The organism is Ruegeria sp. AE3 (assembly GCF_056542225.1).
The window spans coordinates 342,985-360,884 of the sequence record NZ_JBQFZL010000002.1 but is presented as its reverse complement, the minus strand read 5'-3'; the positions used below and the strand labels follow the sequence as shown (position 1 = coordinate 360,884).

Annotated in this window: 18 protein-coding genes; 9 read left to right on the top strand and 9 right to left on the bottom strand. The window is 56.2% G+C overall.

All coding sequences use genetic code 11. The features are described from left to right. Positions 1–23: 23 nt before the first annotated feature. From dnaQ to ACR0NZ_RS08560, 4 genes are read right to left on the bottom strand one after another with little or no spacing between them, the layout of a single operon-like run. On the bottom strand, positions 24–746 hold the full coding sequence (dnaQ, locus tag ACR0NZ_RS08575; protein ID WP_480518239.1) for a DNA polymerase III subunit epsilon: 723 nt from the start codon (positions 744–746) through the stop codon (positions 24–26). Beyond that, positions 739–1,332 carry a dephospho-CoA kinase gene (gene coaE / locus ACR0NZ_RS08570; protein ID WP_480518237.1) on the bottom strand — a complete coding sequence of 198 codons (594 nt, stop codon included), beginning with the start codon at positions 1,330–1,332 and terminating at the stop codon, positions 739–741. The genes dnaQ and coaE overlap by 8 nt, the downstream gene beginning before the upstream one ends. Beyond that, positions 1,329–2,162 carry a shikimate dehydrogenase gene (locus ACR0NZ_RS08565; RefSeq protein ID WP_480518235.1) on the bottom strand — a complete coding sequence of 278 codons (834 nt, stop codon included), beginning with the start codon at positions 2,160–2,162 and terminating at the stop codon, positions 1,329–1,331. Before ACR0NZ_RS08565 ends, coaE begins: the two co-directional genes overlap by 4 nt. Further along, entirely contained in the window at positions 2,159–2,758 is a 600-nt protein-coding gene (locus ACR0NZ_RS08560) for a Maf family protein (RefSeq protein ID WP_480518233.1), read from the bottom strand. The genes ACR0NZ_RS08565 and ACR0NZ_RS08560 overlap by 4 nt, the downstream gene beginning before the upstream one ends. A gap of 405 nt (positions 2,759–3,163) precedes the next feature. Between ACR0NZ_RS08560 and ACR0NZ_RS08555 the strand changes: the two genes are divergently transcribed. The 7 genes from ACR0NZ_RS08555 to ACR0NZ_RS08525 all read left to right on the top strand — a co-directional run bounded on the left by ACR0NZ_RS08555 (position 3,164) and on the right by ACR0NZ_RS08525 (position 10,535). Further along, positions 3,164–3,613 (top strand): CopD family protein, encoded by a 450-nt coding sequence (locus ACR0NZ_RS08555; RefSeq protein ID WP_480518231.1) that lies wholly within the window; start codon positions 3,164–3,166, stop codon positions 3,611–3,613. A 122-nt stretch (positions 3,614–3,735) separates the two neighbouring features. Then, on the top strand, positions 3,736–5,007 hold the full coding sequence (rho, locus tag ACR0NZ_RS08550) for a transcription termination factor Rho (protein ID WP_480494027.1): 1,272 nt from the start codon (positions 3,736–3,738) through the stop codon (positions 5,005–5,007). Positions 5,008–5,037: 30 nt separating this feature from the next. Continuing rightward, complete coding sequence (gene mnmE / locus ACR0NZ_RS08545; protein ID WP_480474393.1) at positions 5,038–6,324, top strand: tRNA uridine-5-carboxymethylaminomethyl(34) synthesis GTPase MnmE; 1,287 nt, start codon at positions 5,038–5,040, stop codon at positions 6,322–6,324. Positions 6,325–6,336: 12 nt separating this feature from the next. Continuing rightward, entirely contained in the window at positions 6,337–8,205 is a 1,869-nt protein-coding gene (gene mnmG / locus ACR0NZ_RS08540; RefSeq protein WP_480518229.1) for a tRNA uridine-5-carboxymethylaminomethyl(34) synthesis enzyme MnmG, read from the top strand. Continuing rightward, a complete protein-coding gene (gene rsmG / locus ACR0NZ_RS08535; protein WP_480518227.1) occupies positions 8,202–8,822 on the top strand; it encodes a 16S rRNA (guanine(527)-N(7))-methyltransferase RsmG in 621 nt (206 codons plus the stop codon). Before mnmG ends, rsmG begins: the two co-directional genes overlap by 4 nt. Next, a complete protein-coding gene (locus ACR0NZ_RS08530; protein ID WP_209506882.1) occupies positions 8,815–9,618 on the top strand; it encodes a ParA family protein in 804 nt (267 codons plus the stop codon). The genes rsmG and ACR0NZ_RS08530 overlap by 8 nt, the downstream gene beginning before the upstream one ends. 20 nt (positions 9,619–9,638) lie before the next feature. Continuing rightward, positions 9,639–10,535 carry a ParB/RepB/Spo0J family partition protein gene (locus tag ACR0NZ_RS08525; protein ID WP_480518225.1) on the top strand — a complete coding sequence of 299 codons (897 nt, stop codon included), beginning with the start codon at positions 9,639–9,641 and terminating at the stop codon, positions 10,533–10,535. On the opposite strand, the gene ACR0NZ_RS08520 is transcribed toward ACR0NZ_RS08525, so the two are convergent. Genes ACR0NZ_RS08520 through rph form a run of 4 tightly spaced genes read right to left on the bottom strand, consistent with a single transcriptional unit; the run spans position 10,525 to position 13,349 of the window. Beyond that, the gene (locus ACR0NZ_RS08520) at positions 10,525–10,878 is read right to left on the bottom strand and encodes a YbaN family protein (RefSeq protein WP_480474389.1); all 354 of its coding nucleotides are present in this window, start codon (positions 10,876–10,878) and stop codon (positions 10,525–10,527) included. The two genes, ACR0NZ_RS08525 and ACR0NZ_RS08520, sit on opposite strands and share 11 nt — an antisense overlap. Positions 10,879–10,880: 2 nt before the next feature. Continuing rightward, complete coding sequence (gene hemW / locus ACR0NZ_RS08515; RefSeq protein WP_480518223.1) at positions 10,881–12,035, bottom strand: radical SAM family heme chaperone HemW; 1,155 nt, start codon at positions 12,033–12,035, stop codon at positions 10,881–10,883. Beyond that, complete coding sequence (gene rdgB / locus ACR0NZ_RS08510) at positions 12,025–12,639, bottom strand: RdgB/HAM1 family non-canonical purine NTP pyrophosphatase (protein WP_480494023.1); 615 nt, start codon at positions 12,637–12,639, stop codon at positions 12,025–12,027. Before rdgB ends, hemW begins: the two co-directional genes overlap by 11 nt. Then, the gene (gene rph, locus ACR0NZ_RS08505) at positions 12,636–13,349 is read right to left on the bottom strand and encodes a ribonuclease PH (protein WP_170326129.1); all 714 of its coding nucleotides are present in this window, start codon (positions 13,347–13,349) and stop codon (positions 12,636–12,638) included. Before rph ends, rdgB begins: the two co-directional genes overlap by 4 nt. 112 nt (positions 13,350–13,461) lie before the next feature. Between rph and hrcA the strand changes: the two genes are divergently transcribed. Together hrcA and ACR0NZ_RS08495 are read left to right on the top strand one after the other, a co-directional pair. Further along, on the top strand, positions 13,462–14,526 hold the full coding sequence (gene hrcA / locus ACR0NZ_RS08500; RefSeq protein WP_480494022.1) for a heat-inducible transcriptional repressor HrcA: 1,065 nt from the start codon (positions 13,462–13,464) through the stop codon (positions 14,524–14,526). Positions 14,527–14,536: 10 nt separating this feature from the next. Next, positions 14,537–15,100 carry a nucleotide exchange factor GrpE gene (locus ACR0NZ_RS08495; RefSeq protein ID WP_480494021.1) on the top strand — a complete coding sequence of 188 codons (564 nt, stop codon included), beginning with the start codon at positions 14,537–14,539 and terminating at the stop codon, positions 15,098–15,100. 56 nt (positions 15,101–15,156) lie between these two features. Here ACR0NZ_RS08495 and mutS read toward each other — a convergent pair whose 3' ends face one another. After that, positions 15,157–17,772 (bottom strand): DNA mismatch repair protein MutS, encoded by a 2,616-nt coding sequence (gene mutS / locus ACR0NZ_RS08490; protein ID WP_480518267.1) that lies wholly within the window; start codon positions 17,770–17,772, stop codon positions 15,157–15,159. Positions 17,773–17,900: the final 128 nt, after the last annotated feature.

Below are 17,900 nucleotides of genomic sequence, written 5' to 3'. Positions count from 1 at the left end.
GTTTTGACCCGCGCCCGTCCGGATCAGGCGCGGGTCCACAAGGCGTTCTCGCCCAGTTTTTCCACGAAAGCTTCATGTGCCGCGCGCTCATCCTCGGTGATCCGGGATGGCAATGGTGTGCTGCGCGGTGTAGCTCGCCAATCATCGCTGCCACCGTCCGCAGAAGATGCGGATGTCGACAGACCAAAATCAGGCTGCCGTCCACCGATCAATTCCAGGTAAACCTCGGCCAGAATTTCCGAGTCGAGCAACGCGCCGTGCAACACACGGTTCGAGTTGTCGATATTGAAGCGACGGCACAGCGCATCCAGTGACGCTGGCGAACCGGGGAACCGTTTCCGGGCAATTGCCAGTGTATCCAGCGCCTGCTCCATCGGGATAAGCGGGGCACCCATCCATTTCAGCTCGGCATTCAGGAACTTCATGTCGAATGAGGCGTTGTGGATCACCAACCGTGCATCGCCAACAAATTCGCGAAACCCATGGCCAACCTTTGCAAAGACCGGCTTGTCTTTCAGCGTCACTTCGCCCTTTTCCGGCGGGCGCGGGGTTTCCAGCAGATCGGGACCTATACCATGCACGCCAAACGCCTCTTCCGGCATCGAGCGTTCGGGGTTGATATAGACGTGATAGGTTTCACCGGTTGCAACGTGGTTCCACAGCTCAACGGCGCCGATTTCCACGATCCGATCCCCGCTGTCGGGGTCAAACCCGGTGGTTTCGGTATCCAGTACAATCTCACGCATGTGCCATCCCCGCCCGTATCTGCCTGACCACATCCTGCACCTGCGCGCGGGCGTGGTCCAGAGTATCGGTCACGATCACAAAATCCGACCGCGCGCATTTTTCATCGTTCGGCATCTGCTTGGCGCGGATCTGCTCGAACTGCGCCTCGGTCATTGTTCCGCGTTCCATTACGCGCCGCTTTTGGTCTTCGGCCGGGACCGAAACGCAGGCCACTGCGTCCATTGCTGCATCAGCGCCCGTTTCAAACAAAAGCGGAATATCGAACACCAGGATGTCGCTTGTAGCGCTTTCGCGAAATTCCGCACGATCAGCAGCGACAAGTGGATGCACAATCGCCTCAATCGCTTTCAACGTGGCCGGGTCACCCGCGATAATTCGTTTCAACGCGTCTCGGCTGACCACCCCATCACGTATCGCATCGGGAAAGGCTGCCCGCATTGGTTCAACCGCTGCTCCACCAATGGCATACAGCCGATGCACCGCCGCATCCGCATCCCACAATGCGCACCCTTCTTCAACGAACATCTGCGCTGTGGTGCTTTTCCCCATGCCGATTGAGCCTGTCAGGCCAAGCGTAAAACTCATGCCAGGGCCGCCGCGCGCGTATCCGCGTCTACTTCGGGGCGAACACCAAACCAGCGTTCAAACCCAGGAACGGCCTGATGCAGCAACATCCCCAGACCATCAACCGTGGTGCATCCGGCCTCCTCGGCGGTTTGAAGCAGGCGGGTTTTCAACGGGGCATAGACCAGGTCCGTTACCACGGCACCGGGCTGCAACCCGTCCAACGGCACGCGCAGCTCTGGCTGGCCCTGCATCCCCAGTGAAGTCGTATTGACCACCAGTTCGGCGTTTTCAATGACATTCCCCGCCTGAACCCAATCGACCACGCGAATGCGTTGGCCGAATTCTTCCTTCAGATGATCCGCGCGTGCGCGCGTCCGGTTGGTCAACAGGATTTCCGGCACCCCGGCATCAGACAAAGCCTGCAAAACGGCACGGGCAGCGCCCCCGGCACCAAACACAACCGCCGGGCCATCTTTCGCATTCCAGTCAGGTGCGCCATTGCGCAGGTTCTCCATAAACCCGTACCCGTCGGTGTTATCTGCGTGGATCGAACCATCAGTTCGGAACACCAGCGTATTTGCGGCACCAATCACCGTTGCGCGGTCGGAAACGTGATCTGCGATCTTCAACGCAGCTTCTTTGTGCGGAACGGTCACGTTGGCCCCGACAAAGCCCGCTTTGGGCAGGGTTCGCAGCACAGTCTCCAGATCAGCAGAGGCGACGTCCATCGGGATATAATGCCCGACAAGCCCATAGGTCTTTAACCAATGCCCGTGCAGCTTGGGTGAACGCGAATGCCCGATGGGGTGCCCGATCACTCCGGCTAAAGGAACCCGGTTGTCTGTCATTGCTCGATCACCCCTTTGACAGCCAGAAAGTTGAGAAGCTCTAACAGAGGTATACCCAAAACGTTAAAATAGTCGCCGTCAATGGTGGCGAACAGGCGGACGCCTTCTTCTTCCAGCTTGTAGGCTCCGACGGCATGGCGAATGCTGTCCCAGTTCCGCGCAACATAGTCTTTCAGGTAGGCATCGGAACTGGCCCGCATCCGCAAACGCACCTGCCCCACATGCCGCCAGATCGGCTCACCATCCTGATAGATCACAGCAGCGGACAAAAGCATGTGCCGCTTGCCGCGCATATCTTTCAGTTGGGCCAACGCCTGTTCCGGGGTTTCGGGCTTTGACAGCAGCTGCCCTTCGAAATCCAGCACCTGATCGCAACCGATCACCATGGCGCCGAGGTTTTTGTCACTGACCTTACGCGCTTTGATCTCAGCCAGCGTATCCGCAATATCGCGTGGTGCGGCATCCTCTGCCAGCAACGCCCGTTTGACCGTCTCTTCATCCACGCGCGCCGTTTGAACCGCAAACGGCACACCTGCGTTCCTTAGCAGTTGCGCGCGAATAACAGATCCCGAAGCCAGAAGAATGGGGACAGACATGTGGAAAACCCCGTGTGCAAATCGATGAGAGTTCTGGGGTGTTTTGTATGGTTTTCCGGTTGACACGCAACCCCGGGAATATTGTGGCAAAGATCCCCGAGTCGCTCAAATCTCATCCTGTCGGGACAAGGATAACTCTAACTCGTGGGATAACAGATGTATCCAGCGATACCCATCGGGTTATCCACAGACCAGATTTTCCTGATCCAACTTAAATAATTGATTTATATATATAATTTGTACTATCAACAGAATCTCTGGGAACCTCAGATTTTTTGTCCCCCTGGGGAAAACGCTAGGGTAAAAATAATAATCCACGGATATTTGGCACCCTACAAAACCATCATCCTTTTTCTTTTCTTATTTTTTTATTAGTGAGAGTTCCGAACAACGCTCGGAGCCGGCATGACAGACCTTCTTTTCACGATTTACCCGTGGGTGAAGTCATTACATATCATGGCCGTGATCTCATGGATGGCAGGCTTGTTCTATCTACCCAGACTGTTTGTTTATCACGTCGAAAAAGCGCAGGCCGTAGAGGGCGCGCAAGACATCTTCTTTGAAATGGAAGACAAGCTGCTGCGGGTGATCATGCGCCCCGCGATGGTTGTGACCTGGTTATGCGGGCTGATCATGGTGTTCACACCGGGGATCGTCGGATGGGATTTCGCATGGCCCTGGGTTAAAGGCGCGGGCGTGATCGCGATGACCTGGTTCCACCACTGGCTTGTGGCCCGAAGAATGGATTTTCTGGCAGGCCAGAATAAGCTCACTGGGCGGCAATATCGCATGATGAACGAGGTTCCGACCATTCTGATGGTTACCATCGTTCTGGCGGTCATTCTGAAGTTCTGAACGCCTATTTGACTCCGAACGACGCTGCGCTTATGTAGATCACAACACGCCCGTCCGGGCGGCGTATTTTCCGTACTGAAATTCCACTTCAAGCCGCGTTTTCAGCGGTGAAGGTATGTATCATGTCCAATGAATCCCTGAATTTGGCCGACCTGAAAGCCAAAAGCCCCAAAGACCTTCTGGCAATGGCCGAAGAGCTGGAGATCGAAAACGCCTCGACCATGCGCAAAGGCGAGATGATGTTCCAGATTCTGCGCGAACGTGCCGATGATGGCTGGACCGTCGGCGGTGATGGCGTACTGGAAGTGCTACAGGATGGGTTCGGCTTTCTGCGCTCGCCCGAGGCAAACTATCTACCGGGTCCTGATGATATCTATGTTTCGCCTGATATGATCCGTCTGCACTCACTGCGGACCGGGGACACGGTCGAGGGCGAGATCAAGGCGCCGGACGAGAATGAGCGTTATTTCGCGCTGACCAATGTCACCATGATCAACTTTGAAGATCCCGAGAAGGCCAAGCACAAGATCCTGTTCGACAACCTGACACCTCTGTACCCGGATGAGCGTCTTAAGATGGAAATCGAAGATCCCACCATCAAGGATAAGTCCGCGCGCGTGATCGATCTGGTTGCACCGATCGGTAAAGGTCAGCGTTCGCTGATCGTGGCACCGCCGCGGACTGGTAAAACCGTGATCCTGCAGAACATCGCGCATTCGATCGAACAGAACCATCCGGAGTGTTACCTGATCGTCCTGCTGATCGACGAACGCCCGGAAGAAGTGACCGACATGCAGCGCTCGGTTAAGGGTGAGGTTGTGTCGTCAACCTTCGATGAGCCCGCAACGCGTCACGTGGCCGTGTCGGAGATGGTCATTGAAAAGGCCAAGCGCCTGGTCGAACATAAACGAGATGTTGTTATTCTGCTCGACTCAATCACAAGACTTGGTAGGGCTTTTAACACTGTTGTACCATCCTCGGGCAAAGTTCTGACCGGTGGTGTGGACGCAAACGCGTTGCAGCGGCCCAAGCGTTTCTTCGGCGCGGCCCGGAACATCGAAGAGGGCGGATCGCTTACCATCATCGCCACGGCGCTGATCGATACCGGCAGCCGGATGGACGAGGTGATCTTTGAAGAATTCAAAGGTACTGGTAACTCGGAAATCGTTTTGGACCGCAAGATTGCAGACAAACGCGTGTTCCCGGCGATCGACATCCTCAAATCCGGTACACGGAAAGAGGACCTGCTGGTCGACAAGGGCGATCTGGCCAAAACCTTCGTTCTGCGCCGTATCCTCAATCCTATGGGCACCACCGACGCAATCGAGTTCCTGTTGTCGAAGTTGAAACAGACGAAGACAAATGGCGAGTTCTTCGATTCAATGAACACCTGACACAGGTCTTAAGCGACGCGAGGCCTACGAATGGATACGATATTCGCCTTGGCCAGCGCGCAAGGCAAAGCAGGGGTGGCGGTCATCCGCCTCTCTGGCCCCGAAGCGCATTCCGCAGCCGCATGTCTGAGCGGCGCGGAACTGCCCAAGCGGGGAATAGTCTTGCGCACCCTGCGGGATCAGGACGGATCACGTCTGGATGATGGTCTGGTTCTGACCTTTCAGGCACCGGCAAGTTTCACCGGGGAAGACGTGGCAGAACTTCAGATCCATGGCAGCACGGCCTCGGTCAATGCGGTTCTGCGCTGTTTGTCGAACACCGATGGGCTGCGGCTGGCGGACCCGGGTGAATTCACACGCCGGGCCCTTGAAAATGGCAAGATGGATCTGACACAGGTCGAAGGCCTTGCAGACCTGATTGACGCGGAAACCGAGGCACAGCGTAAGCAGGCCCAGACCATTCTTGCCGGTGAGCTTGGCACGCTGGCCGAGCGCTGGCGGCGCGATCTGATCCGCGCGGCATCGTTGCTGGAAGCCGTCATCGATTTCGCTGATGAAGACGTCCCCACCGACGTCACGCCGGAAGTCCGCGATTTGACAAGTGGTGTTCTGGCAGATCTTCGTCGAGAAGCAGATGGGGTGAAGATTGCCGAGCGTATTCGTACCGGATTTGAAGTGGCTATTGTTGGTCTTCCCAATGCAGGAAAATCAACCCTGTTGAACGCGCTTGCAGGACGTGAAGCCGCAATTACCTCGGAATTCGCAGGCACAACCCGGGATGTGATCGAAGTTCGTATGGATCTGGCTGGATTGCCGGTGACTTTGCTGGATACGGCCGGGTTACGGGAAACCGAAGATCACGTCGAGAATCTTGGGATCGAGCTGGCTCGAAAACGGGCAGAAGCGGCAGACTTGCGTGTTTTTCTGACCGAAGTCCCGGAAGAGCTGGATGTAGCTGTGCAGGATGGCGATATCCATGTTCTGCCCAAAGCAGACCTGCGGGAAGATAAGAGTGAAGGTGTTTCAGGAAAGACAGGACAGGGGATTGATGCGCTTGTCGACCAGATTTCGTGGGTCTTGAGTGAAAGAACCACAACACATGGTATAGCCACGCGTGAACGCCATCGCGCTGCGATGAACAAGGCATCGGCTTCACTTGTTGCTGCGATCACGGTTCTGGAATCAGGCCCGGACCTGTATGATATCGCTGCGGAGGAGTTAAGAACCGCCATACGGGCGCTTGAATCTCTGGTCGGCAGAATTGATGTCGAGACACTGTTGGATGAAATCTTCTCCAGCTTTTGTTTGGGAAAATAAGGATTGTTTCACGTGAAACATTCAAACTTTGATGTCATCGTGGTTGGGGCCGGCCATGCCGGTACGGAAGCCGCGCACGCCGCTGCCAGGATGGGTGCGAAAACCGCTTTGGTGACATTATCTGCGACCGATATCGGCGTCATGTCCTGCAACCCGGCTATCGGTGGGTTGGGGAAGGGACATCTGGTTCGAGAGATTGACGCGCTGGACGGTGTAATGGGTCGCGTCGCTGACCAGGCTGGTATTCAGTTTCGACTGTTGAACCGGCGAAAAGGTCCGGCTGTTCAGGGTCCCAGAACGCAAGCTGACCGCGCCCTGTATCGTGCGGCAATGCAAAACGAAATCAGCAACCAGGAAAACCTGTCCGTTATCGTTGGGGAGGTTGTAGACTTCCTGATGGACGGACACCGTGTCGCCGGTGTCCTGCTTGGAGATGGGTCGGAAGTGCATGCCAAAGCCGTTGTTCTGACTTCCGGAACCTTCCTGCGCGGCGTCATCCATATCGGCGACGTATCACGGGCTGGTGGGCGGATGGGAGATCGCCCTTCGATAAAACTGGCCGAGAGGTTGGATGGCTATAACCTTCCGCTGGGACGCTTGAAAACCGGCACACCGCCGCGTCTGGATGGGCGCACTATCGACTGGTCAGGTTTGGAAAGACAGGACGGGGATGAGGACCCGACCTTGTTTTCTTTCCTGTCAACATCGGTTGTCGCGCCTCAGATTTCCTGCGGTATTACACATACCAATGCCAAGACGCATGAGATCATCGAAGCAAACCTCTCAAAATCGGCGATGTATGGGGGCCATATCGATGGCATAGGTCCAAGATATTGCCCTTCGATCGAAGATAAGATTGTTCGCTTTGCAGATAAGGACTCGCATCAGGTTTTTCTTGAGCCCGAAGGCGTCAATGATCACACGATTTATCCCAACGGTATTTCAACGTCACTGCCTCAGGACGTGCAATTGGAATACGTTCGGTCGATCAAAGGGCTTGAAAAGGCGAATATTCTGCAACCGGGCTATGCGATCGAATATGATTATGTGGACCCACGTGTCTTAACCGCGTCCTTGTCGCTACCCGACGTTCCGGGACTATATCTGGCAGGGCAGATCAACGGAACCACAGGATATGAGGAAGCTGCGGCACAAGGGATGGTTGCTGGCCTTAACGCGGCGCTGGACGTACAGGGCCGCGAACCGGTCATTTTCACCAGATCAGATAGCTATATCGGCGTGATGATAGACGACCTGACGACACGTGGTGTGGCAGAGCCTTATCGAATGTTCACCTCCAGGGCCGAGTTCCGACTGTCTCTGCGTGCAGATAATGCAGATCAACGATTGACGCCGATTGGGTTGGAACTTGGCTGTGTCGGAGAGAGGCGTCGGGCGCATTTTGAGAAGAAAATGAGCCAGCTTGATGCAGCGAAATCCAAGCTGACCGCTCGCACATACACACCCAAAGAAGTTCTTTCAGCCGGGATCAACGTCAACCAGGATGGAAACCGCCGAGATGGAATGGCAATTCTGGCATTTCCGGATACATCTTTCGAGGACTTGTTTCCATTGATACCAGATCTACAAGATGTAGACGTGGCGATCCGGCTTCAAATCGAACGTGACGCACTTTATGCGAACTATATCGACCGGCAAAAGCGCGATGTTGAGGCTATGAAGCGGGATGAATCCTATGTTATCCCGCGTGAATTTGACTATTTTGGCTTGGACGGGCTGTCTTCTGAGATGAAGCAGAAACTGTCACAGGCCAAACCGTCGAACATAGCGCAAGCAAGCCGAGTCGAAGGCGTTACTCCGGCTGCCCTGACCCTTGTTCTGGCGAAATTGCGCCGGGATCAACGAGCACGCCAGGCATGACGGTCGATTATTCCAAGTTTGATGGCTTGAATGTTTCACGTGAAACATTCGAACGCCTGAAAATCTATGTTGATCTGGTGAACCGCTGGAATCCCAGGATAAATCTTGTTTCACGCAATAGTCTGGAATTCATGTGGGATCGGCATATTCTGGATTCTGTCCAAGTTTTTCGATGCGCTGAAACGTTTGACACTTGGGTGGACCTTGGCAGCGGTGGCGGATTCCCCGGAATGGTGTGCGCCATTATTGCTGCCGAGGAAGCTCCGACCGCCAGTTTCTCCCTAGTGGAAAGCGACCAGAGAAAATCGGCTTTTCTGCGTAACGTCGCCCGTGAATGTGGCGTGTCGTGTAAAGTGATTTCCAAGCGGATCGAGGTGGTTGAACCCCTGGGCGCAAACATCGTTTCGGCGCGCGCGCTGGCGGATCTGCGTACATTGTTATCATTTTGTGACAGACATTTAGGTGAAAACGGGACCGCGCTGTTGCCTAAAGGTGCAAACTGGAAAAAAGAGCTGGATGAAGCGCGTGAGGAATGGAATTTCGATGCTGAGGCTATTACAAGTTTAACTGAACCTCAGGCCGTTATCCTTAAGATCAAAGGAGTATCACGTGGTTGATCTGTCTCGACCGTCCGGACCCCGGATAATTGCGGTTGCCAATCAGAAGGGCGGAGTAGGGAAAACAACCACAGCAATCAACCTAGCGGCAGGATTGGCCGAAGCTGGCTGCAGGGTATTGGTGGTTGACCTCGATCCACAAGGTAACGCATCAACCGGATTAGGGGTCGAAGATCGGGATTGGACCACTTATGATCTCATCCTGGACGACGCGCCCTTGGAGGCAGTGGTTCAGGAGACGGAGATCGAAAACCTTCTGGTTGTCCCTGCAACGGTTGACTTGAGCTCGGCAGATATAGAGCTGATTTCCAACGAAAAACGCAGCTATCTGCTGCACGATGCGCTGCGTCAGACGGCAGTGGATGCGTTTGAGCTGGATTTCATCCTGATAGATTGCCCGCCGTCACTGAACCTCTTGACCGTAAATGCGATGGTTGCCGCCCATTCTGTCCTTGTGCCGCTGCAAAGTGAGTTCTTTGCGTTGGAGGGTCTTTCGCAATTGATGTTGACGATCCGGGAGGTCCGGCAAACCGCGAATCCAGACCTGAGAATCGAAGGTGTTGTGTTAACCATGTATGACAACCGCAACAACTTGTCCCGCCAGGTCGAAAAGGATGCGCGTGACAATCTGGGTGAGATGGTTTTTAAAACAAAGATACCCAGGAATGTGCGGGTCAGCGAGGCGCCATCCTATGCGCTGCCGGTATTGCAGTATGACTCGGGATCACTTGGTGCGATGGCGTATCGGCATCTGGCCCGTGAGATCATGCATAAGAACAACAAAACCGCAGCATGAGCGGTGGTGAGGAGGCCGACATGAGCACCAGGAAAGCGAAATCCAGAGGGTTGGGCCGGGGATTGTCCGCACTCATGGCGGATGTTAATCCGGAAGCGGGCAACCGGGTATCATCTGACGCGCGCAGACCTGATCTGAAAGTTCCGATCGAAAAGCTGAAGGCAAACCCAAATCAGCCGCGACGCACGTTTCAACCCGAACAACTGGATGAGCTTGCCGCGTCGGTCCGGGAAAAAGGTATTATCCAACCCTTGATCGTACGTCCGGCGGGGGCCGGAGAATATGAAATCGTCGCTGGTGAACGCAGGTGGCGGGCGGCTCAGATGGCGCAGCTGCACGAGATCCCAGTGATCGTGCGTGAGTTTGATGATACCGAAGTACTGGAAGTTGCAATTATCGAAAACATCCAGCGTGCTGACCTGAACGCGGTGGAAGAGGCCGCCGGCTACAGGCAGTTGATGGATCGCTTTGGGCACACGCAAGAAAAGCTTGCCGAGGCATTGGGGAAAAGCCGCAGCCACATTGCGAACCTGTTGCGGCTTTTGTCTCTGCCAATAGACGTACAAACACTTGTTATTGAAGGGAAATTATCGGCCGGCCATGCGCGTGCGCTGATTACGGCGGAAAACCCCTCGGAATTGGCAAAACAGATCGTCAAGGATGGCCTGTCTGTGCGTGCAACCGAAGCGTTGGTCAAGAAACAACAGCAAGGCGACACTGCACGACCTGCTTCCAGATCCAGGAATCTGGATGCTGGAAAAGATGCTGATACGCGCGCACTGGAAAAAGACCTGTCTGCGATTCTGGCAATGAAAGTCTCAATCAACCACAAGGCGGGAACGGAATCCGGTCAGGTTGTTCTGACATATGAAAACCTGGATCAGCTTGACGATCTTTGTGCAAAGCTCAGCCGTTAGGGCGCGTCCAGATAAATATCAGGACGCCACCCAGAACAATGATCTGAATGATCAGCACGAAGGGCGGAACGGATAGTAGCAAAGACACCCCGAAAACGGCGGAGACCGATAAGGTTGCTGCCTTTTTTGCGGCCGGGCGTATTGCGCCCGAACTCTGCCAATCCAGTATCATTGGCCCGAAAATCCGGTGCGACAGTAGCCAGTTATGCAACCGTGAAGAGGATCGCGCAAAGAAAAACGCTGCCAGCAACAAAAACGGAACCGTTGGAAGAAGAGGCAGAACAACCCCAATCGCGGCCATCGCAACGCAAAGCAATCCCAGCCCCGCCCAAAGATACTGCATATTCAGCCCATCAATTCCCGGATTACAGCATTCAGCACGGCGCGCCCCGCTGGTGTTGCTCTGAGTTTGTTGTTTTCACGTTCAATCATATTAATGCCGACCAGATGGTCCACGGTTTCGTCAGAAAGTGGATGGCCTGACAGGGCTTCCCACCTATTTATATCTAGTCCTTCTGATATCCTCATGCCCATCATAAGGTATTCGTTCGCCTGATCTTCAGGCGAAAGGACATAGCGTTTCTTTTCTCCGTCACCCTTTGCAGCAGCGTCAAGCCAACGCTGCGGGTTCAGATGGGTTTCGGTCGCGTGTCTTTCACCACCCACCGTTATTCGCCCATGAGCACCGGGACCAATGCCGACATAATCCCCGTAACGCCAATAGACCAGATTGTGCTGCGACTCTGCGCCGGGGCGGGCATGGTTGGACACCTCATAGGCGGGCAGGCCGTGTTTCTCGCAAATCTCTTGTGTTGCAAGGTACATGTCGGCCGCACTGTCATCTTCGGGCAAGCCGCGCAGCTTTCCGACAGCATAACGATCGCCAAAAGCCGTGCCTTCTTCGATTGTCAGCTGATACAGCGACAGGTGATCCACGGCCATGGACAGAGCTTCGTTCAACTCGGCCCTCCAAGCGTCCAACGTTTGGTGTTGCCTGGCATAGATCAGGTCAAAGCTCACCCGTTCAAAACAATCACGGGCGATGTCAAAAGCAGCGCGGGCCTCGGCCAAAGTGTGAATTCGCCCCAAGCGGCGCAGGTCTTCGTCGTTGAGCGCCTGCACACCCATCGATATCCGGTTGACGCCTGCATCACGATAGGCCGCGAACCGCCCGGCCTCGACTGATCCGGGATTTGCCTCCAGCGTGATTTCCATGGTGTTGGAGGGGTGCCAGAGCGCACGGGCCTCACTGGTCACTGCGGCAACGGTTTCCGGGTCCATCAGAGACGGGGTTCCACCGCCGAAAAAAATCGTGTTCAGCACCCGATCCGGGGTTTCGGCGGCCGAGCGCCGCAATTCGCTCAGATAGGCTTCAAGCCATTGTTTTTGATCAATGTTTCTGGAAACATGGCTGTTGAAGTCGCAATAGGGGCACTTGGCCTCGCAAAAAGGCCAATGCACGTAAAGGCCAAAGCCCCCGTTGCGCCAATCATCCGCCAAAGCAGCCTTTCACGAACTTCTCAACCGCGCGTCCGCGATGGCTGATCTTGTTCTTTTCCCAGCGATCCATCTCGGCAAAGGTAATGTCGTATCCTTCGGGAACAAACATCGGATCATAGCCAAATCCACCTTCGCCGCGGATGGGCCAGACAAGATGACCGGGGGCAACACCTTCAAACACTTCATCGTGCCCATCAGGCCAGGCCAGCACCAGTGTGCTGCGGAATTGCGCGGTGCGGGGGTGGGGGGCGCTCTTTGCCTCAAGCTCATTATGGGCGCGGGTCATCGCCATCAGGAAGTCGCGACCGTTGCCGGTTTCGGCCCAATCAGCGGTATAAACACCCGGCGCGCCGTCCAGCGCGTCGATGGTGATTCCAGAATCGTCTGACAGGGCGGGCAGCCCGGTGGCCTTTGCGGCGGCGTGGGCCTTGATCCGGGCGTTGCCGACAAAGGTGTCCTCGGTCTCTTCCGGTTCAGGCAGGTCCATGTCCGCCGCACCCACAACCGTCACGCCAAAAGGTTCGAGGAGATGCGCCATCTCCTCAAGCTTGCCTTTGTTGTGGGTCGCAACCAGAAGCCTGTCGCTGTCAAACTTACGGGTCATGCGGTGGCGGCTTTCTGGGCTGCGGCCAGCTCGGCAACACCTTTTTCCGCAAGATCCATCAGCTGATCCATCTGGGCGCGGCTGAATACAGAACCTTCGGCGCTCATCTGGACCTCGATCAGTTTGCCTGACCCGGTCATGATAAAGTTTCCGTCGACACCGGCCTCGCTGTCTTCGGGATAGTCGAGATCCAGAACAGGCTGGCCCGCATAGATACCGCAGGACACGGCGGCGACCGGATCAACCAGCGGATCTGAAATCACGTCACCTGCCTTCATCAGTTTGTTGACGGCCAATCGCAGAGCAACCCAGCCGCCGGTGATCGAGGCACAGCGGGTGCCGCCATCGGCCTGGATCACATCGCAATCAACCGTGATCTGACGTTCGCCAAGTGCAACCCGGTCGACACCGGCCCGCAGGGCGCGACCGATCAGGCGCTGAATTTCCACCGTACGGCCACCTTGCTTGCCCGAGGCCGCTTCACGCCGCATCCGGGTGTTGGTTGCGCGGGGCAGCATACCGTATTCGGCGGTGACCCAGCCAAGCCCCGAACCCTTGATGAAAGGGGGTACGCGATCTTCGATCGTGGCGGTGCATAGCACATGGGTATCGCCCATCTTGATCAGGCAGGAACCTTCGGCATGTTTGGTGAACCCCGTTTCGATTGAAACGGCGCGCATTTCACTTAAGTCTCTTCCAGAGGGTCGCATGGGAAATCCTTTGTTTGCTGGGTTGGGGATACCGCCCCGCAGCGTTACGATGCAACCCCGATTGACCTTTCATTTGCCTGCTATTTAATGACGAACCAGCAGGGGAAGACGCATGAGCGAAGCGAGCAAAATTTTGGACGAGATGAATGACCGGTCGCGCGAGGTGTTCCGGTTGATCGTCGAAAGTTATCTGGAAAGCGGAGAGCCGGTCGGAAGCCGAACCCTGACGCGCAGCCTGTCGGAAAAGGTCAGTGCCGCAACCGTGCGCAATGTGATGCAGGACCTGGAGTTTCTGGGTCTTCTGGACAGCCCGCATATCAGCGCGGGTCGGGTACCGACGCAGCAAGGACTGCGTATGTTCGTGGACGGTTTACTTGAGGTTGGCGATCTGGGCGTCGACGACAAGCAAAAACTGGAAGAAACATTAGGCTCTAACGCGGGCGATGTTGGCGGAATGCTGGATCGGGTCGGGTCAGCTTTGTCACACCTGACGCAAGGTGCGTCGCTGGTCCTGACACCAAAGCATGAAGCAGAAATCAAGCATATCGAGTTTGTTTCCTTGGGGCATGACAAGGCTTTGGTGGTTCTGGTCTTTTCGGACGGCCATGTCGAAAATCGTCTGTTCACACCACCACCCGGCCAGACGCCCAGTTCGATGCGCGAGGCCGCGAATTTTCTGAATGCGCTGATCGAGGGGCGCACGCTTAGCGAAGTACGCCGTCAGATGCAGAAACAGATTCAGGCGCGCAAGCAGGAAATCGATGTATTGGCGCGCGAGCTGGTCGAAAGCGGGCTGGCCGCTTGGGACGGAGACGGAGCCGACTCGGCCCGTCTGATCGTGCGGGGACGGGCGAATCTGTTGAACGAACCCGGCCAGGCCGGAGAGCTGGAGCGTATTCGCAGCCTGTTTGATGATCTGGAACGCAAGCGCGACATCGCGGATTTCCTTGAATTGACGGAAAGCGGCGAGGGTGTGCGCATTTTTATTGGGTCTGAGAACAAACTTTTCTCACTTTCGGGTTCCTCTTTGGTGGTGTCTCCATATATGAACGCTGATCGAAAGATAATCGGTGCGGTCGGGGTCATCGGGCCCACGCGTCTGAATTATGGACGGATCGTGCCGATCGTGGATTATACGGCGCAACTGGTCGGCAAGCTGATATCCGACCGGAGCTAGAGGGTAAGAGATGGCAGAGCCCAAGAACGAAGATTTTCTGGACGATATCATGGCGGCAGAAGCGGAAGAGCTGGCCGAGGAGTTTGCTGAGATCAGTGACGAGGCGCTCGAGCTGGACGAGCTGCGCGCCGAGCGGGATGAGTATAAAGACAAATTCATGCGCGCGCTTGCCGATGCCGAGAACGCACGCAAACGTGGCGACAAGGCGCGCCGCGATGCCGAGCAGTATGGCGGTTCCAAGCTGGCCCGTGATATGCTGCCCGTTTACGACAACATGAAGCGCGCACTTGAGGCCGCGACTGACGAGCAGAAAGAGGTCGCCGCCGGGCTGCTGGAGGGCGTCGAACTGACCATGCGTGCCCTGAAGGATGTGTTCCAGAAACACGGGATCGAAGTGATTACGCCCCAGGTTGGCGACCGGTTTGATCCGAATGTGCACGAAGCAATGTTCGAGGCCCCGGTGCCGGGCACGCGGGCAGGGGACATCATTCAGGTGTCTGCCGAGGGTTTCATGCTGCACGACCGCCTGTTGCGTCCGGCTCAAGTCGGGGTCTCTTCAACGCCAGCAAGCTGATTGGCTTTTCAAAGCCAAGCCTTCGGCGAGAGTATTTTTGAAAAGATGAAGGGCGGTCAGGATCTGGCCGCCTCTTTCAGTTTGTAGATCAGATCCAGCGCTTCGCGCGGGGTCAGTTCGTCGGGCAGGACACCCTCCAATATCTTGGTCACTGGCGAAGTTTTCGGTGCGGGTGGGGGTGGCGGCGCGGCTACAGAGAACAGCGGCAGGTCATCAATCAGCGCTTTTTGCTTGCCGCCTTCGCGTTCGGTTTTTTCAAGCTGGTCCAGAACCATCCGGGCACGTTCGACAACAGAAGCGGGTAAACCGGCTAGTTGCGCAACCTGCACCCCATAAGACCGGTCAGCCGCGCCCTTGTGAACCTCGTGCAGGAAGATGACTTCGCCATCCCACTCTTTGACCGCTACGGTGGCGTTATCGACACCTTCGAGTTTACCGGCCAAAGCCGTAAGCTCATGATAATGCGTGGCAAACAAAGCGCGACATTTGTTGGCCGCGTGCAGGTGTTCCAATGTGGCCCAGGCGATGGACAGGCCGTCATAGGTGGCGGTACCACGGCCGATTTCGTCCAGGATCACCAATGCACGGTCATCGGCCTGATTCAGGATGGCGGCGGTTTCCACCATTTCGACCATGAACGTCGACCGCCCCCGCGCCAGATCGTCCGAGGCTCCTACGCGGCTGAACAGCTGACTGACGACGCCAATATGCGCCTCTTCGGCCGGGACATAGCTGCCCATTTGGGCAAGCAGTGCGATCAGGGCGTTCTGGCGCAGAAAGGTTGATTTACCGGCCATGTTCGGACCCGTCAGTAACCATATAGCCGCACCGTCTTGGACACTCAGATCGCAATCATTGGAAATGAATGCACCGCCACTTTGCTGCCGGAGGGCGTGTTCCACAACCGGATGGCGACCACCCTGCACATTGAATGCGCGAGAGCCGTCAACCTTTGGGCGGCACCAGTTTTCACCCCGTGCAAGATCAGCCAAGGCGGTCGTCAAGTCCAGTTCGGCAAGCCCGCGGGCGGCCTGATTCAATCGGGCAGCGAGGTCCAGTATTGTGCTAGAAAGCCTTTGATAGAGCCGCTTTTCAATCTCCAGCGCCAAATTTCCGGCGTTCAGGATACGAGTTTCGATCTCGGACAGTTCGACGGTTGTAAACCGCACCTGGTTGGCTGTCGTCTGGCGATGAATATAGGCTTCGCTAAAGGGTGGGTTCAGCATCTTTTCGGCATGGGTGGCCGTGGTTTCGATGAAATAGCCCAGCACGTTGTTGTGCTTGATTTTCAGCGAGGTGATGCCGGTGTGTTCGACGTATTTTCGTTGAAACCCGGCGATAACGGACCGGCCTTCGTCGCGCAGGGTGCGGGCCTCGTCCAATTCAGTATCAAAACCTGGCGCGATAAAGCCTCCGTCGCGGGTCAGAAGCGGGGGTTCGGCCACCAGCGCTTCGTCCAGCAAAGTCAGCAAGTCATCGAAACCAACAAGGTTCTGAAGCGCGGTCGCCAGCAACACAGGCAAATCCTGATCGGTGCAGATTTCGGCAATCGTGGCCGCCTGTGTCAGCCCGTTGCGTATGGCTGTCAGGTCACGAGGTCCGCCGCGCTCGAGTGACAAACGCGACAGGGCGCGGTCCAGATCCGGGGTTTTGCGCAAGGCTTCGCGCAGATCAGACGCGATCAAGCTGTCACCAGCGGTGAAACTGACTGCGTCAAGCCGGGCATGGATCACATCCAGATTTCGAGAAGGGCTTGAAAGCCGCTGTTCCAGCAATCGCGCGCCGCCGGGGGTAACGGTCCGGTCAACGACAGAAAGAAGCGATCCTGCGCGCCCGCCAGATAGGGAACGGGTCAGCTCAAGGTTTCGACGCGTTGCAGCGTCGATCTGAACGACCCGATCCTCAGATTCTTTCAGCGGCGTTTGCAGCAGGGGCAGTTTGCCCTTTTGCGTAATCTCCAGATAGTCGATCAGCGCGCCCATCGCGGACACTTCGGCGCGGCCGAAATTGCCGAACGCGTCCAAGGCACCCACGTGAAACAGCCCGCAGATGCGCTTTTCCGCCGCCGTGCTGTCGAAACTGGCGCGCCCGACCGGCGTCAGTGAAATCCCCAGATCAAGCAGCGTTTCGTTCAGCTTTTCCTGCGTTCCATCGGCCACGATCAGTTCGGAGGGCGCAAGCCGGGCAAGCTCGGGGCTGAGCCGGACCGAGGTCAGTGGCATCACGTGAAACGCGCCCGTCGAAATATCGGCCCAGGCAAGCGCGGCGTCGTCCCGGACCTCGGCATAGGCAGCCAGAAAGTTGTGTCGGCGCGCCTCAAGCAACGCATCCTCGGTCAGTGTTCCGGGCGTGACGAGTCGCACGACATCACGTTTTACGACCGATTTAGAGCCTCTTTTCTTTGCTTCAGCCGGGCTTTCCAACTGTTCGCAGACCGCAACGCGAAAGCCCTTGCGGATCAGGGTCAAAAGGTACCCTTCGGCCGAATGCACCGGCACGCCACACATCGGGATGTCTTCGTCATTGTGCTTGCCGCGCTTGGTCAGCGCGATATCCAGCGCCTCGGCAGCGTTGACGGCATCCTCGAAAAACATCTCGTAGAAATCACCCATGCGATAAAACAGCAGGGCATTCGGATGGGCCTCTTTGATTTCGAGGTATTGCGCCATCATTGGCGTGACTGTGGACAAAAGCGGCCCCCTTTTGGCGTATTCCGGGCGCGACCTTACAAATCCCGCATCTTCTGTAAAAGCCGAAAACTCATTCTCGTTGAGGCGGGCGTTCTCCTGCGCTATGAGGC